Annotated in this window: 14 protein-coding genes and 1 tRNA gene; 5 read left to right on the top strand and 10 right to left on the bottom strand. The window is 38.1% G+C overall.

The genetic code is table 11. From position 1 onward, the window contains the following. Positions 1 to 14 precede the first annotated feature (14 nt). The 4 genes from EFD62_RS04205 to EFD62_RS04220 form a co-directional block, all read right to left on the bottom strand. The gene (locus EFD62_RS04205; protein WP_069193367.1) at positions 15 to 944 is read right to left on the bottom strand and encodes an AAA family ATPase; all 930 of its coding nucleotides are present in this window, start codon (positions 942 to 944) and stop codon (positions 15 to 17) included. A 162-nt stretch (positions 945 to 1106) separates the two neighbouring features. Continuing rightward, positions 1107 to 1775 (bottom strand): DUF6320 domain-containing protein, encoded by a 669-nt coding sequence (locus tag EFD62_RS04210; protein ID WP_069193366.1) that lies wholly within the window; start codon positions 1773 to 1775, stop codon positions 1107 to 1109. 12 nt (positions 1776 to 1787) lie between these two features. Continuing rightward, complete coding sequence (locus EFD62_RS04215; protein ID WP_069193365.1) at positions 1788 to 3068, bottom strand: hypothetical protein; 1281 nt, start codon at positions 3066 to 3068, stop codon at positions 1788 to 1790. Beyond that, the gene (locus EFD62_RS04220) at positions 3065 to 4003 is read right to left on the bottom strand and encodes an alpha/beta hydrolase (protein WP_069193364.1); all 939 of its coding nucleotides are present in this window, start codon (positions 4001 to 4003) and stop codon (positions 3065 to 3067) included. The genes EFD62_RS04215 and EFD62_RS04220 overlap by 4 nt, the downstream gene beginning before the upstream one ends. 968 nt (positions 4004 to 4971) lie before the next feature. On the opposite strand from EFD62_RS04220, the gene EFD62_RS04225 reads away from it, so the two are divergent. From EFD62_RS04225 to EFD62_RS04240, 4 genes are all read left to right on the top strand, one after another. Continuing rightward, entirely contained in the window at positions 4972 to 5814 is an 843-nt protein-coding gene (locus EFD62_RS04225; protein WP_128705787.1) for an ABC transporter permease, read from the top strand. Then, positions 5811 to 6593 (top strand): ABC transporter permease, encoded by a 783-nt coding sequence (locus tag EFD62_RS04230; protein WP_128705788.1) that lies wholly within the window; start codon positions 5811 to 5813, stop codon positions 6591 to 6593. Before EFD62_RS04225 ends, EFD62_RS04230 begins: the two co-directional genes overlap by 4 nt. Positions 6594 to 6597: 4 nt before the next feature. After that, positions 6598 to 7566, top strand: coding sequence for an ABC transporter ATP-binding protein (locus EFD62_RS04235; RefSeq protein WP_128705789.1), 969 nt, complete (start codon positions 6598 to 6600; stop codon positions 7564 to 7566). A gap of 201 nt (positions 7567 to 7767) precedes the next feature. Next, positions 7768 to 8196 (top strand): hypothetical protein, encoded by a 429-nt coding sequence (locus EFD62_RS04240; protein WP_128705790.1) that lies wholly within the window; start codon positions 7768 to 7770, stop codon positions 8194 to 8196. Between the two features lie 93 nt (positions 8197 to 8289). Here the strand turns inward: EFD62_RS04240 and EFD62_RS04245 are convergent, their stop codons facing one another. Further along, on the bottom strand, positions 8290 to 9432 hold the full coding sequence (locus EFD62_RS04245; RefSeq protein WP_069193359.1) for a serine hydrolase domain-containing protein: 1143 nt from the start codon (positions 9430 to 9432) through the stop codon (positions 8290 to 8292). Positions 9433 to 9645: 213 nt separating this feature from the next. Here EFD62_RS04245 and EFD62_RS04250 point away from each other — a divergent pair, with 213 nt between their 5' ends. Beyond that, on the top strand, positions 9646 to 10878 hold the full coding sequence (locus EFD62_RS04250; protein WP_069193358.1) for an MFS transporter: 1233 nt from the start codon (positions 9646 to 9648) through the stop codon (positions 10876 to 10878). Between the two features lie 7 nt (positions 10879 to 10885). On the opposite strand, the gene EFD62_RS04255 is transcribed toward EFD62_RS04250, so the two are convergent. From EFD62_RS04255 to EFD62_RS04275, 5 genes are all read right to left on the bottom strand, one after another. Then, positions 10886 to 11524, bottom strand: coding sequence for an HAD-IA family hydrolase (locus tag EFD62_RS04255; protein WP_069193357.1), 639 nt, complete (start codon positions 11522 to 11524; stop codon positions 10886 to 10888). Positions 11525 to 11778: 254 nt separating this feature from the next. Further along, entirely contained in the window at positions 11779 to 13299 is a 1521-nt protein-coding gene (locus EFD62_RS04260; RefSeq protein WP_128705791.1) for a BsuPI-related putative proteinase inhibitor, read from the bottom strand. Positions 13300 to 13426: 127 nt separating this feature from the next. After that, a tRNA-Thr gene (locus tag EFD62_RS04265) sits at positions 13427 to 13502 on the bottom strand. 138 nt (positions 13503 to 13640) lie between these two features. Continuing rightward, the gene (locus tag EFD62_RS04270; RefSeq protein WP_069193356.1) at positions 13641 to 14936 is read right to left on the bottom strand and encodes an amidohydrolase; all 1296 of its coding nucleotides are present in this window, start codon (positions 14934 to 14936) and stop codon (positions 13641 to 13643) included. 55 nt (positions 14937 to 14991) lie between these two features. Next, positions 14992 to 16236 carry an adenosylhomocysteinase gene (locus tag EFD62_RS04275; RefSeq protein ID WP_069193355.1) on the bottom strand — a complete coding sequence of 415 codons (1245 nt, stop codon included), beginning with the start codon at positions 16234 to 16236 and terminating at the stop codon, positions 14992 to 14994. Between the last annotated feature and the right edge of the window lies 1 nt (position 16237).

Here is a 16237-nt window from a genome sequence, read left to right on the forward strand (position 1 = left end):
CTATTATAATTAAATCACACAAAGGGAACCTCTGTTTTCTGAATAATATCACTTATAATATCCGATGCCTTTATGTTCTTCATCTTTGCCCCTTGGTTTATTATGATTCTATGGGACAATACCGGAACAGCCATCTTCTGTATATCATCCGGGAGGACATAGTCCCTTCCCTTTATAAACGCCCAAGCTTTTGAAGCTTTGTACAGATTCAGGCTTCCCCGGGGACTACATCCCAACACCACATTATTGTCTTTTCGGGTCATATCAACTATATTAATTATGTATTCTTTAAGGCAGTCCTCCACCCTTACTTCCTTTACCCTCTCCTTAAGCTCAATAAGCTCCTGGGTAGTGGTAACATGCTCAAGCCGATTTAGCGGATTTTCACTTCCGAACCTGTCAATAATTAATTTCTCTTCACTTCTATTGGGATAACCTATAGTAAGTTTCAAAAAGAATCTATCCATCTGAGCTTCTGGCAAAGGGTAGGTTCCAAAGCTTTCTATGGGATTTTGCGTAGCCAGAACCATAAAAGGATTGGGAAGCTTATATGTCTTTCCGTCTACTGTTACCTGAAACTCCTCCATTATTTCAAGGAGACTGGACTGGGTTTTCGGTGAAGTTCTGTTGATTTCATCTGCCAATAGGAAGTTGCACATTGCTGCCCCCTCCCGGTATTCAAACTGCCTAGTACCGGGATTAAACATCGAAAAACCCATTATATCGGAAGGCATTACATCGGGAGTAAACTGAACCCTGTTAAATTTACCGTTTACCGAACGGGCAAGAGTTGCAACCAGCTGCGTCTTCCCCACGCCTGGCACGTCCTCTATCAATACATGACCATCGCTTAATACCGCAACCAGAAGATGCTCAATAACTGATCTCTTACCAATAATAATCTTCTCAATATTATCTATTAACCTATTAATGGTACTGCTCATCTACCCGTCACCTCTTTTTTAAATTTTAACCGCCCTATAAAATAAGAAGTATTCATAACAGAAATACAAACCAATTACTTTGAAATTCTTGAAGATATTACAGCAATAATTATAGCAAAAAAATACTTCCTGTACACCCTTTTATATAAAACTGACTTCCTCTCATATATGCATCCTTTTGCGCAACTCTTCCTTTATATTGTTTCCCTGGAAAATTATTATGGCAGACAAAAATACAATACTTCCACCCACCGAAATCATAGAGGGGTATGTCACCTTGACAAGATCAAGCAAAATAAACAAAATCGGAACAATACCAAACAGCCCCCCCAGCAAAAAGTATGAAATATAATCTCTGGCACTAAGCCTTAGCACCTTCGCTGTTATATACATAACAATCATTGCTGCAATACACAAAAAAGGAACGACATAATCCAATGACCAACCCTTCCAGCCTATCTTCAAGTCCCAGAATATTACAAGTCCAGATACAATTATCACCTGCCACGTAATAGTCTTTGTAATATTATGCCTTTTTCGCAATACATAAACAAGACTCAGCCAAGCGCTTATCAAGCCCAATAAAACAAAACCGGGCCAATTTACACTGGTGGGAAATATCTTATAAACAAGGTAACTTGCCACAATTGCAACAACGGAGATAAAAACCAAAATTCGGACAAGTATATGTCTTCGATATGTAAGAGGGATTACAGGATAAATATCCTCTGCCTCTTCGATATTGCCATTATCCGGAAGAACATTCCCGCACAAAGGGCATTTTTCTTTTTTGTCTCGTATATAAACCTTGCAGTAATTGCAGTACATCATTCTTTTCAACTCCTACATATTTGACGAAATTTCAATTTTAATTCCCATTTCCGAAAGGGATTTGAAAAAATTCTTTAGAACCTCGGTTTCCTCAAATGGAGAACCAAAAGTTACCACCATTTTATCCCCATATGAGCACACCGCCAATTGGGGTCTTCTAACGTTGGGCACAACAATGAATTGACGTATATACCCGTCAAACTGGGATGGCATTTGAATCCTTCCCAAATTGGATATACATGCAGTAGTTCTTCTCTCTACCACTTCATCTGCAATACGGACAAAGAGATTTTTCAATGGTAAAGGCAACACCCTGGCAAAAAGATTTTTTTCAATGGACATCTGCCAGTTAAGGTGCTCGTTCAGCCTTTCTTCTGTCAGTTCTTTCCGAAAGCTTTCATTTAAGCTCTCGATTACTTCACTAAGATCCATACTGCCTTTACCGAAATTGTATTCAATATTCATTGTACTGAAAAAATTACTTGCTGTTTCCGACTTAAAATACTGCCGAAGATTAATAGGCACTGATAACACCAAGGAATAGTCTTTCTTGCGTACCGGCATATCCATATAAATTGAGCGAAGCAATATCGCCGATAAAAATACGGTCATCGTTGTGTTATATTTATGTGCTTCATCCAAGACAGCTTTCGCAGACATTGTACCTTCTATTATCTTTACTCTGTTTTCTTCAAATCTGGTTCCTTTCAGACGATACACTTTTTTAGACTTCTTTTTTTCTTTCTTGCTCTTTACTTGCTTTTTAAAATGCCGGCCCTGATAATACCGGTTGAAACTATCATCCTTTTTTTCACTGATGGAAGCATTGTAACTTAACTCCGGTATTTGGTCTGAAAACTCATCCCTATATTTAATTAACAAATAATAGTAGACCAGTGTCATCATAAACCTGAGGGCTCCTGTCCCGTCGGAAAGGGCATGAAACACTTCAATACTGATTCTTTTGTTATAATATAAAACTCGAAATAGCAATTTTCTTTCGTATTTTCTGTAAATCGGTGCGCAGACCGGTTTATCCTCCTTTTCAACCAAAGGATGAATATCGCTATTTTCAAGATAATACCAAAATATTCCTCTTCTCAAAACAGATCTATAATACGGAAATCTTTCAATCGTTTCATCCAGCGCCTGTTGTAAAATTTCCGGATCCACCTCTTCAAAAAATTCACATGAAAGCCTAAATACCTTTTCATCTTTCTCGCTGTATGTTGCCGCAAAATATTTAGAGGCATTATCCAGTCTGCTCCATTCTACTCTTTTTGAATGATTCATATCAATTCCTCACTTTGCCCATTGTAGCTGCTTAAAAACCAATTAATAATCTGAAAACTTCTGATTACATATTGAGATTTCCATGGCAAGGAAAAGAATCCATGGACTGCATCATTCATCCGATACAGCTTTACATTGTTTCCATACTCTTTCAATCGCATCCCGTATGCCTCACCCTCATCTCTTAAAGGGTCAAATTCAGCAGTGATAATCAAAGTATCCGGCTGTTTTGACAAATCTTGCGCCAATAAGGGTGCAAGATAAGGGCTAAGTTTATCCTCTTTATTGGGAGCGTACATATCCATATAATTCCGAATTTTTTCAGAAGTCAATAAATACCCCGTTCCATTCTCCCTTATTGAAGGAAAAGGAGAAGCTTCCGAGTGATCGTTATACGTAGACGGATATATCAATATTTGTCTTTTGGGCAAAAACTCTCCCCGGTCTCTTGCCATCAATGAAACTGCAGCAGCCAGATTTCCTCCTGCACTGTCACCAATCAAGGTGATATCTTCTGCTTTGCAATTCAATAAATTAAGGTTTTTAAAGAACTCCCTTGTTGTATTGTAGCAATCCTCAAATCCTGCAGGAAAGGGGTGCTCAGGAGCTAAACGATAATCTACAGAAATAACGGTATTCTTTGTTTGATTTGCCATGTTGGAGCAAACATGGGTGTATGAATCAATATTTCCGGTCACCCACCCTCCACCATGAAAAAAAATCAGAATACCGGAAGTTGGCTTTCTTTTGGGATAAAAAAAACGCACTGGAACCTTTCTGCCACCCGCAACAACTTCACGGTCCGTTACCTTGCATCCGTGTCTGGTGCAAACTCTCACTGCATTAGTGAATTTGCGGTAAATTTTGTAGTTCTTTTTCAGGTTATTGCCGCAATAAGACAAAGCTTTTAAAGCCATCCTTTTATAACGGTTCATCCTTTGTATATCCTTTCTACGACAACTTAGCACAGAGTTATATAATCTATTATATCATTTTTTCAAAAAAACAGAAATATTATCCTCAAATCTATTCACGGCTAACGCATGAATATCATCTCCAGCCAATCCTTTGCTACCAGAACATAAAGATTATTTAGTAGAAACAGATTTACCAAACAATATATTATTAAGATAGTTTACATCCCTATCTATAGTTTTATAGGTACCATAGTCAAAATCAAACCAATCAACAGTAAATGAAGTAATTATTGATAAAAAAGTTCGCGTTCAGCAAAGTTGAACACATTTTAGTTTTGTTTGTTGTCGCAAAATTAAAACCATTCGCTCATAATCCAATACTTTTTTAGTATATCTGGCAAACTGATTGGATATCTAAAACTATTCCTAAAAAAGATCTTTCATGAATTTATAACCTTAACATACATTTTTATTAAGCACCTCCGTAAAGTTGTATTGCAGTATTTTGATTTCAATTTTCAATACCCAAATTCATATTATTGACTTGCTTCTAATCATCGCCATCTTCTAACACTATTAACCAATTTATTTCATTTCATATAACACTTCAACAAAAATAATATGATATGTTGTATTCTTTGTCAACTTATGTATTAATGACTGGACACAAAAACTATATTTGACACACATTTTTACAAAATGTTATACTCTTTTCTATGGATGTATTCCAAAAAAAGATAATCTAGTTTATTGGTCTCTTCTTGATGACTATCATAGGTAAAGGCTCTAAGTGGTGTATTCAACTGCATAATACTTCTTGCCGTATACTACATATGCTGCAATAGCATATTTTAATAAATTCTTTTCCAAATTCTTGGTTGGAGATAACATCCATGAGTTAGCAGTGCCCTATGTTGGTTGCAATATTGACATAAACTATCTAAATTAATATAATTTTTATATTCTAAATTATAGGGTGGCTTAGTATGATTGTTCACAAGAATAAACCTAAAAATATTATATATAGGCAGATTGATATTTTAAAAGCTACTGTACTGGCTACATACAAGGAATGGGCAGCCTATAGAAGCCACATGGCTATCTCTATTTTTGTAGGACCTGTAACTTTCCTTGTGCAAGTATTTATCTGGAATGCCGTTTATTCCACCGGTAATACGGTATCAGGACTTACCTTGAATCAAATAATTACATACTATGGAGTTGTTACAATTATAAACTATTTGACTTATGATTCTGCAGACTGGAATCTTCAAATGCTGATACAAACGGGAAAATTCATTACTTTTATGCTTCGTCCCGTTTCCCACTGCTATTATGCTTTTTGTCAGAAACTAGGCCATAGGCTTCTGGCATTATGGGTTGAGTTTATACCGGTTTATCTTTTATTCCTACTTGTATTTAAAATAAACCTTGTACCGGCCGACCTGTTTTGGGCGCTAATTTCTATTACCTTAGGGTTTATTTTAATGTTTTTAATGAATTATTGCATAGGTATAACCGGTTTCTGGCTCACAAAGACAGAAGGACTGCGAAGAGCTTTTATCCTCTTGAGGGATCTTTGTGCGGGCGTTCTGGTTCCCCTCACGCTGTTTCCGGGCTTTATGCAAAAAATACTGTTTTTTCTTCCGTTTCAATTCATCACATACGTGCCTACAAGGGTTTTCATCGGCTCATACGAGCTGGCCGGTATAAGTCTTCCTATTCCCTATGTTGTTGGGATGCAGGCAGGGGCTGTAATAGTCATGTTTTTAGTATATAAGCTTTTATGGTTCCTTGGTATTAAAAGATTTACGGGGGTGGGTGCATGATATCGGCTATAAAAATGCATTTGCAGGGGATAAAAACTGGCTTGGCAGTTAGAATGGCATATCGCGCCGACTTCATTATCAGCGCCTTTATCATGCTCATATCAGAATTTTTTGGGCCACTTCTAACATATTTGATATATAACAACGAAGCCTCGCTTCCCGGTTGGAGCATGTATGAAGTATTGCTTATTCAGGGAGTATTCCTTTTGTCTAAAGGTATTTCTTTCCCTTTCTTCTTCGGTATTGTGTGGAACACATTAGATAGAGTTCAGAACGGAACGTTTGACCTTCTCCTCATTAAGCCAAGATCAGTACTCCAGATGGTTATTGTAACAGGGTTTGATTCAGAGGACTTGGGAAAGCTCATAGGAGGTCTCGCTTTGACAGGCATTGCTCTTTATCGTTTGCCCCGTCCGGGCCTTTCTGAATGGGTTGCCTTTATTGGCTTATTTGTTATATCACTGGTTGTAATGTTTGGCTTTGCACTAATACTTGCGGGTTTGGGAATTGTGTGGATAGGCAACTACAGGGTATATGAAATTTTCTCCTCAATAGCCAATTTCGGTATGTATCCTGCTTCAATTTTTTCAAAATCTCTCCAAACAGTCATTACTTCAGTAATTCCTGTAGCTATGCTTGGATTTATCCCGGCATCGGCCTTACTGGGAAAGCCGTATGAAAACACTTTGTACGCAGTGATCATTAGTTTCATGTTTTTATTTGCAAGCTTACTGTTCTGGAATACAACGCTAAAAAAATATACTAGTTCTGGTGGTTGATGTTATGATTATAAAAGTAGAAAACCTTACAAAAATCTATAAGACTTATGAGCGGGGAAACACATTCAGAGAAGCTGTTTACAGTCTCTTTGTCCGTAAGCCGAAATATGTGGAAGCCCTAAAAGGTATCTCCTTCAACATAGAAAAGGGCGAACTTCTGGGCTTTTTGGGACCTAACGGTGCGGGTAAATCAACGACACTGAAGGTATTAACAGGAATACTGTTTCCTACCGATGGCAAGGTTGATATTATGGGTTATATACCTTGGAAGAACAGGAAAAAGTATGTGGCTCATATTGGTGCCGTATTCGGGCAAAAATCACAGCTTCTGTGGGACATACCTCCCATTGATGCCTTTTATCTGAACAAAGCTATATACTCTATTCCCGATAAAAGCTTCAAAAAGACTATGGACTATATGGTGGATCTCCTTGATGTCGGGGATTTGATAAAAAAGCCTACAAGGCTTCTTTCTCTTGGGGAAAGAATGAAATTCGAATTTATTATGGCAATGCTTCACAACCCCGAAATTGTGTTTCTCGACGAACCAACAATAGGACTTGATGTTATTGCGAAGGATAGAATCCGGGAATTCATTCTTCAGATGAATAAAGAGGGCGTGACTTTTATTCTTACCACTCATGATCTTGATGATGTGGAGCGCCTTGCCAAAAGGGTTATAGTTATCAATCATGGGCAAACGGTATTTGACAACTCCATCGATGCCCTGAAAAATCACCTTGGAGATAAAAAGGTGTTATCAGTATCCACCCACAGCCCATTGCCATCATTGGAAATGCCCGGGATACTGGTGAAAAACAAAATATCCGAATACAATGTCGAGCTTGAGCTTGACGTCGCTAAACTGGAGCTTAATAAGTTTATTGATTATATAAATAAAAGCAGCACAATAAACGATTTGTCAGTTCAGTCGCTTCCAATAGAAGATGTAATGAAAGACCTGTATTCATAATACTTTTTCATTTATATATTTTGCAAAAAACATTTTACATTTATTTCGAGTGCAAAATGTTTTTTCAAGCAAATATCTGTAACTCAAAGCCTCTTGGTAACATAGAATATTATGTAAACCCATCAATACAAGTACGCAACTGCCTTGTAATAGAATTTTTTAGAATATTCAAGGCAGTTTTTGAAGCAAGAGGTGATTCTAATGCCCGACAGTGTTACCATGGCTAACTACAATATAAGCTTTTCAGGTCAGGTGGAAAATCCCGGTGATAGTACTCAGACCTGGGTCTACCGCATAACAAAAATTGGAGAACCTTTTCCCCAGATAAATCTCTGGGTTCTGGTTCTCTGCACTGATCCCAAGCATCATGTCATATCATCGACCGGCACTGGAACTGTTGAATTGGGAATCTGTCCATCATGTTTTTCCGGTATTACCAATACCATAATATGGAAAGACCTTAATAATGAAAACGTAAACGGATTTTACTCCTTTACAATCAAGGGTTGCTTTGAGCCAGCCGACATTCCTGTATTTCTTTCTACTGGAAACACCTTAAATACAGGTCTAATTACCGGCCCCAGCTGTCAGCCTATGGAACCTCACAATGACAAATTTTATATTCTGTAATAATCAATAAAAGGTTACCGGAAGATTTCCGGCAGCCTTTATTGCGAATTGCTTATATACGTTTTTACATCTTCTTACTTTATTCTTTACTTTCTAAATAATTCCGGACCATACAATATTCCGAAGGTTAATAACTGCTTCTGCCTCCCAGCCAACATCCTCTTCCAAAGGACAGATATACGCAAACACCATGTTTTCCACCGGATCCATGTACAAACCACTAAGACCTGCACCCTCATGGGAGAAAGATCCCGGTGAAAGGAAGGTATTGTTTGAGTAAACATTCATACCAAGACCGTACTCCATCTCTACCCCTCCTGCACTCCAGCAGTAGTTGCGAACACCTTTGAGCTGGTTTCTGGTCATGCTCTCTACAGCTTTTCTAGAAAGAATCCTCACGCCGTTTAACGTACCTTTATTAATCAGCATCTGGCCCAGCTTCTGTAAATCTTCAAGAGTAGAATACAAACCGCCTGAGCCTCTTGGCGCAGCCCATTTTGGCCTTTTTTTATCTTTTTCAAACCAATGCATATCCTCTTCACTTGTAAAGCAAACTCTGTCAGTAAGCTCTTCAGGAACGTCAAAAAAAGTGTTATTCATCCCCAGAGGCTTTACTACATTGTCTATTATGTACTTTTCCGCATACACTCCCGACGCTCTTGTTATTATCTCCGACAATATGGTAAAACCTGTAGATGAATATCTCCACTCTACGCCAGGTTCAAGCAATAAAAAATCTCTTAATGAATCTTTTATCCAATTTTTAGAGTCAAACCAACGCCAATCCAGCGGATAGGGTTCAAAAAATGCCCCGGGATCCGGCCTTATCCCCGATGTATGAGTCAAAAGATGAAATATATTGATTTTCTCATGCACAGGAGTTCTAAACTCTTCGATTATTTCAGCAACCGGCTGGTCAAGACGAATTTTCCCCTTCTCAACCAGTTGGAGTATTGAAATCGCTACAAATACCTTTGTTATTGATGCTATCAACCTTATGGAGTCCGGCTGAAAATCCTTTTTGTCATCATTGTATAGTAGCTTTCCCATAGAGTTATGTGCAAATATTTTGTTGTCCTTTGAAATTATGTAGGCCGCAGCTTGAAGTCTCTTTCTTCCAATAAGGTTTGATAAATGCCCGTCAATAGTTTCAATTGCATTAGACAAATAACCGACATTTTCGGGTTTAATGCCTGTCTCCTTTCGAAGTATGTTTATGCTTTTCTCTTTTCCCATTAGCTTCGCCTCCATATTTTTCTCGGTATGCGTTTATCTATGTTTTAGATATATGCATATTATTTTATCATAGTTTAATATGCTTTGAATATGCAAAAAATAAATAAAGTAGTAAATAAGCAATACAATTCTTGACACCCTTGTCTATGTTATAGTAATATAGGATAACCTTAATACTTAATAAATTTTGCAGTATAGGAGAAAACATAGAATATGAGAGATAAGTGGAATAAGAATATAGTACTTTTTTTGGCCAGCCAGACCATATCACTTTTCGGTACTTCGCTGGTACAGTATGCAATAACATGGTATATCACACTAAAAACTCAATCCGGTGTAATGATGACCATATCAATTATATGTGGTTTTCTGCCTACCTTTTTTCTTTCGCCCTTTGGGGGCGTATGGGCCGACCGCTATAACAGAAAAATTCTTATTATTCTGTCAGACTCATTGATTGCAATATCAACATTGGTTTTGGCTCTATTGTTTTTTATGGGCTATGACTCCTTAGGGCTTCTCTTTGTAATGTCTGCCATACGAGCCTTTGGGTCGGGAATTCAAACACCGGCCATAAATGCATTTATACCGCAGCTTGTCTCTAAGGACAATCTTACCAGTATAAATGCTACAAACAGCAGTATACAATCTCTTGTTATGCTAATATCCCCTATGATTAGTGCTGCCATCATGTCTTATGCTCCAATTGAAACAATATTCCTTATTGACGTTTTCACCGCAGCCATAGCTGTTATAATACTTATGTTGTTTTTACACGTTCCTGTTCATGCAAAGGCTTTAAGCAAACAGGAAGCCAGTTATTGGAGTGATATGAAAAAAGGTCTTTCGTACATCAAAAACCACAGTTTTCTTAAGACATTCTTTTTATACAGCACATCCTTCTTTCTATTGATTTCACCCGCTGCCTTTCTAACGCCTCTCCAGGTGGCACGTAGTTTCAGCGATGATGTTTTGCATCTTGCAGCAGTTGAAATCACCTTTTCTGTAGGCATGATGCTAGGTGGTATTACCATTGCATCTTGGGGAGGATTTAAAAACAAGCTTTTTACCATGGCGCTAGCAAATCTTGTGATAGGATGTTGCACCTTTGCCTTGGGAATTGTTCCCATCATGTGGATTTACCTGTTTTTCATGCTTTTAACAGGAGTTTCGGTGCCTTTCTTTAATACAACATCTACAGTTTTATTGCAGGAGAAAGTTGAAGAGGATTATTTAGGAAGGGTATTTGGAGTTCTTTCAATGATATCGAGCATTATGATGCCAATGGCAATGCTTGTTTTTGGTCCACTGTCGGACAGAATTAAAATAGAATTTTTGCTTATTGCCACAGGTGCGCTGATGGCTCTACAGAGCATTTTAATGTACAGAAACAAAACACTGATTGAAGCAACAAAGCCGTCATCAATCGCTGAACAATCCCCTTAAAGTATAGTTATTGATTATTTATATTCTTAATTATTCTTATGATATCTGTGGGGTCTTTGGCTAAAAAATCCGGATTGCCCGTCAGTAGAAGATCGGGCGATTCGAACCCCCATGTGACAGAAATTATCTTCACCTTGGCTTTCTTACATGCCTCAATATCCCTTAGCTCGTCGCCTATATATAATATATCATCTTTATCAAGGCTGTTTTTTTTGATAAAGGAATTTATAACGTGATGCTTCCCAAAAATATTTTTTGAAGAATATATACTCTTGAATATATCCAAGTCATTTCTTTGCAATACCTCTTTTATTGTACTTTCTGTATTTGATGATATAATATGTAAACTATATTTTTCTTTGTCAAGAGTATGCAATACCTCTTTCATTTTATCAAATACCTTTATCTTAGATATATTATCTTTAAATTTCTCATTTACCTTATGTGCCAATAAAGGTATCTGTGCTAAAGTTATACCAAGAACATTGCATTTCTTAGCAATAGGCAATTTACCCAACTCTATAAGATCGGATGGATTTAACTTTTTGAAATTATATTCTTCAGCTATTTCATTATATATTTCAATTCCTATTCCCACTGAATCAACTATTGTTCCGTCAAAATCAAATATAAGTGTATTCACCATATCATTCCACTGCCTTTCATATCTTATTGCCCTAATATCTTATCGACTTATTCAAAACTTTTCTCCAATCTCAAAGTATAATCTATCCTCAGCTTAAAATCCATTAAAAAGAAGCAAGCTACATCCCTTTATTATATTCTATTCTTCATAAAAATAATAGCATAATTTGCCATCAAATATCTACCGGAACATAAAACAAGCCCGGCAGATAATGCATATCCGCCAGGCTACAGAATTCTTATATATTTTGACTGTTAAATAGTCCACTGATTGTTTATGATACCCACAAGATACCAGGTGCCCTCATACTCTTCAAATACCAATCTAAGACTTCTCCAATCAAGGCCTTCATAATCGGGGTTGAATCCTGAGAAGTAATACTCTACTACTATAGGATTATCATATACTTCAAACTGGTTTTCAAGCATGTTTCCGCTGCTTAACACCTCATTGTATCCTATCTTTTCAGCATCTTTAAAATCTGCCGGGTATATGAACTTTTCATAATATTCACCGGGAGTTAGAGAAATATCATCTCCGGTACCGTCATACTGCCCCCATAAGTAATCCTTTTTATCCTCAAAGAAATTTTGAATCTCGTCTTTTTTGAAAACCAAATCATTTTCCAATGAAACATAAGTATAAGGAGTAAACCTCACGCCCTTAACCGGATGGGTGAGTTCTGAAATAGTTTTGGCATCCTTCACACTTATTGCATTAATGAGCTTGTCTGCTGTTTCTTTGATAATTTCCTTAGCCAATTCCGATTCTATAATATCACTCTTTTCACTAACGCCCAATTCAAACTCTACTACTGTTGACAGCTGGCTTTCCTCAATCTTTTCTTCTTCTTCGCCCTGTATAACCATAATTTCAATCTTTGCCTGGTATTTACCCGTTGTCAGCTTGTTTCCCTCTTTATCTGTCATATCCCATTCATCCTGCCATTTTATAGCTTCACCCGGGTTAATGGTTTTTGGTACTAGCGCCAGTGTAAAGAATTTACCCTCGGAAAATCTATATACTTCGTTGCCTTTCTCATCGGTGATAGTCACTTCAAACTGCTGACCGGAACCAAACATCAGCTCCTTTGCTTCCGTATAATGACTCATTAACTCAAAATCAAATACTACCTTGTCATCCTTTATTTCATAATTTCCTCTGGTTTCAAATCTCTCCTTGGCTATTGGCTGAACATTAGCTTCCTTCTCTTTTTCTATAGACTCAGCAGTATTAAATATCAAGGTAGCCAATTCACCATATGTAACGCTGGTCTTGGGGTCAAAAATGCCTTCGCCTCTTCCTTTAGCTACATCTTTCATATACGCTACCATAATAGACTGATAATATTTTGTGTCCACTTCTCCCAAATCTACATAGATAAGCATTTTAATTACGGGTATTTTATCAAGATCCTTTCCTGTTTTGTCAGCCCATATTTGCATCAATTCATGAACAACAGCTTCTCTTGTCACTGAATCCGGTGAACCGTTGTAGTTTTCGTCTAACACAAGCTTTACCAGTTTGTCAAAATCCTTTGCTTCAATAATAGAATTTAAATTCTTCCCGCCAAATACTTCCATAACATCGTAGTTCTTTGACAATTGATCTATAAAACCTTCAGACCAATGCTTCATTTGATAGCTTATGGGCATAACTTCCACATCTTTAGCTGATACGGGCATTATATTTGCTGTTTCTGCAAATGATGTAGCGGTAAAAACTGAAGTTATTGCCATCGGTAATATAAAACTTCCTATAACTTTCTTTTTCATAAGATAACCTCCATTATTTTTCATTGCTAATATTATAGACGACAATAAATATAATTATGTTCCCTACAAATGATATAAAAAAATAAAAACGCCTGAAAAAACTCAAGCGTCTTTATTTCTTAATGAATGGAGCCACCAGGCGGACTCGAACCGCCGACCCGCGCATTACGAATGCGCTGCTCTACCAACTGAGCCATGGTGGCATCGGCGTATTACATTATTTGACTTATATTAAAATATTAATTCCAAAAAATTATTTTGTCAAGAACAATACTTTCTATTTTTTCCGCTAATCAAAGCCAAAACCGCCATATCATCCATTAATGTCTTATTATTTTTCATTATTTCAGCACTTTTTTTGCTATTTCCTTTACATTAAACTTTACCTTTTCCTCATCTATAGTCTTAAGCTCTCCCTTTTCCATGACAATATTGCCGTCAATTATTACCGTATCAACATCCGCAGCCTGAGCAGAATATACTACAGCCGCAGCAATGTCGTTTACGGGACACAAATGAGCTTTATCCATATCTATAAGGATCAGGTCGGCCTTCATTCCCTTTGAAACCTCTCCAATCTCACCTTCAAATCCAAGTGCCTTTGCTCCGTTTACAGTTGCCATCTTTAGTGCACTGGAAGCGCCAATCAATGTAGGATCCATGTGAACCCCTTTATGTATCAGCGCCGCCAGATGCATCTCCTCCATCATGTTAAGGTTGTTATTGCTTGCCGCACCATCCGTTCCTAAAGCTACGTTGATACCATTTTTAAGCATCTCATCTACTTTCGCTATTCCACTGCCCAGCTTTAAATTGCTGGTGGGATTGTGAATTACATTCACACCCTTCTCCTTGATTATCTCCATATCCCTGTCGGACAAATGCACACAGTGGGCTGCTATTACCGGAACATCAAAAATCCCGGTCTCATAGCAAATTTCCGCAGGACTCATTCCATACTTTTTGATGCTGTCTTCCCGCTCTTTCAATGTCTCCAGCACATGTATATGAATGCCTGTATTGATCTGTTTTGCAATTTCTGCCGACATCCTCAATGAAGGCTCATCAAAAAGGTAAACTGAATGAACCTCAACATAGACCTTTATTCTTCCATTAAAGCTGTTGTTCCACTTTTTGAAATATTCAAAACAGCGAATAGCATCATCCACACTTCCATTGCCGTCTTTAAGGGGACTTCTGCAAAGGTTCGCCCTTATGCCCGTCTCCGAAACGGCCTTTGCCACCTCTTCCATGTGAAGATACATGTCAGCAAAGGTGGTGGTACCTGTCCTTATCATCTCAGCTATTCCCAACAACGTGCCCCAATATATATCTTCCGGTGTAAGCTTTTCTTCTACGGGAAGCACATTGCCAAAAAGCCATTCCTCCAAGGCAAGGTCATTTCCAAAATTCCTAAGTATTGTCATTCCGCTGTGGGTATGGGCATTTACAAAGCCCGGCATAACCACTTTTCCTTTAGCGTCAATGACTTGGTCGGCCCTAAAGTCCCTCGCAGTGTCTTCATTAGTATCTATAAAGTCAATATAACCATCCTTTATGCCCAAAAACGCATCGTGCAACACATTCTTTGAATCATTGCAGGTAATAATGTCGGCATTCTTTATCAATATATTCACAGAAATAAGTCTCCTTTATATACTAATACATCAACTATTAATATTTCCGGTTAATTTAGCACCAACTATCCAGATATTTTTTCTGTTCCTCGGTAAGTTCATCTATTGTTACTCCCCAGGATTTCAGCTTCATTAACGCAACCCTTCTGTCAATTTCCTCAGGCACGTCCAGCACCTTTTTCCCGAGATTTGAATAATTCTTGAGCACATACTCTGCACTCAACGCCTGAAGAGCAAAGCTCATGTCCATAATTTCTGCCGGATGCCCGTCTCCAGCGGCAAGATTCACAAGTCTTCCTTCTGCAAGAAGATTTATCCATCTGCCATCTTCCATCATGTATCCCATAATGTTCTTGCGCTGTTCTTCCTTACGGACAGCCATTTCTTCCAGCTCCGCCACACTGACTTCAACATCGAAATGTCCGGCATTGCATAGTATAGCTCCATCCTTCATTACTTTGAAATGGTCACGATGTATTACCCTGCTGCAACCGGTCACGGTAATAAACAGATCACCTATCCTTGCCGCATCTTCCATAGGCATAACCTTGTATCCGTCCATGATAGCCTCAGCCGCCTTTATAGGATCAACCTCACATACAATAACATTGGCAGCCAATCCCTTAGCTCTCATGGCAATGCCCTTACCGCACCATCCGTAGCCGACTACAACAACATTTTTTCCGGCCACGATGAGATTGGTGGTTCTGTTTATGCCATCCCACACCGATTGTCCCGTACCGTATCTATTGTCAAACAAATACTTGCAGTAGGCATTATTTACTGCCACCATAGGGAATCTCAATACCCCTTCTTTTTCCATTGCCTTAAGCCTTATAACACCTGTTGTGGTCTCCTCACATCCCCCCATTACATGAGGCAGAAGCTCGGTCCTTTTAGTGTGCAATAAATGTATAAGATCTCCTCCATCATCAATAATGATGTTTGGCTTGTATCCCAATGCAAGGTTCAAGTGCTCGTTAAACTCCTCATCTGTAGCATTATACCATGCGTAAACATCGAGTCCGTCTTCCACGAGGGCAGCAGCGACATCATCCTGAGTCGATAATGGGTTGCTTCCCGTTACGGAGACTTCTCCACCTCCTATAGCAAGGAGCTTTGCCAAATACGCCGTTTTTGCCTCAAGATGGACAGATACCGTAATCCTTATTCCGTCAAAAGGCTTTGTTTTTGAAAACTCTTCCTCAAGGCTTCTTAGAAGCGGCATGTTTTTCCTTACCCAATTAATTTTCTGCTTACCGGATTTTGCAAGGCTAATATCGCGAATAACACTTTTCATA

Source organism: Acetivibrio mesophilus (assembly GCF_004102745.1).
In the GTDB taxonomy this organism is placed as follows: domain Bacteria; phylum Bacillota; class Clostridia; order Acetivibrionales; family Acetivibrionaceae; genus Hungateiclostridium; species Hungateiclostridium mesophilum.

Excerpts from the sequence above, each read along its gene's own strand:
- EFD62_RS04205 (WP_069193367.1), bottom strand. The coding sequence starts at position 944 with ATGAGCAGTACCATTAATAGGTTAATAGATAATATTGAGAAGATTATT.
- EFD62_RS04210 (WP_069193366.1), bottom strand. The coding sequence starts at position 1,775 with ATGATGTACTGCAATTACTGCAAGGTTTATATACGAGACAAAAAAGAA.
- EFD62_RS04215 (WP_069193365.1), bottom strand. The coding sequence starts at position 3,068 with ATGAATCATTCAAAAAGAGTAGAATGGAGCAGACTGGATAATGCCTCT.
- EFD62_RS04220 (WP_069193364.1), bottom strand. The coding sequence starts at position 4,003 with ATGAACCGTTATAAAAGGATGGCTTTAAAAGCTTTGTCTTATTGCGGC.
- EFD62_RS04225 (WP_128705787.1), top strand. The coding sequence starts at position 4,972 with ATGATTGTTCACAAGAATAAACCTAAAAATATTATATATAGGCAGATT.
- EFD62_RS04230 (WP_128705788.1), top strand. The coding sequence starts at position 5,811 with ATGATATCGGCTATAAAAATGCATTTGCAGGGGATAAAAACTGGCTTG.
- EFD62_RS04235 (WP_128705789.1), top strand. The coding sequence starts at position 6,598 with ATGATTATAAAAGTAGAAAACCTTACAAAAATCTATAAGACTTATGAG.
- EFD62_RS04240 (WP_128705790.1), top strand. The coding sequence starts at position 7,768 with ATGCCCGACAGTGTTACCATGGCTAACTACAATATAAGCTTTTCAGGT.
- EFD62_RS04245 (WP_069193359.1), bottom strand. The coding sequence starts at position 9,432 with ATGGGAAAAGAGAAAAGCATAAACATACTTCGAAAGGAGACAGGCATT.
- EFD62_RS04250 (WP_069193358.1), top strand. The coding sequence starts at position 9,646 with ATGAGAGATAAGTGGAATAAGAATATAGTACTTTTTTTGGCCAGCCAG.
- EFD62_RS04255 (WP_069193357.1), bottom strand. The coding sequence starts at position 11,524 with ATGGTGAATACACTTATATTTGATTTTGACGGAACAATAGTTGATTCA.
- EFD62_RS04260 (WP_128705791.1), bottom strand. The coding sequence starts at position 13,299 with ATGAAAAAGAAAGTTATAGGAAGTTTTATATTACCGATGGCAATAACT.
- EFD62_RS04275 (WP_069193355.1), bottom strand. The coding sequence starts at position 16,236 with ATGAAAAGTGTTATTCGCGATATTAGCCTTGCAAAATCCGGTAAGCAG.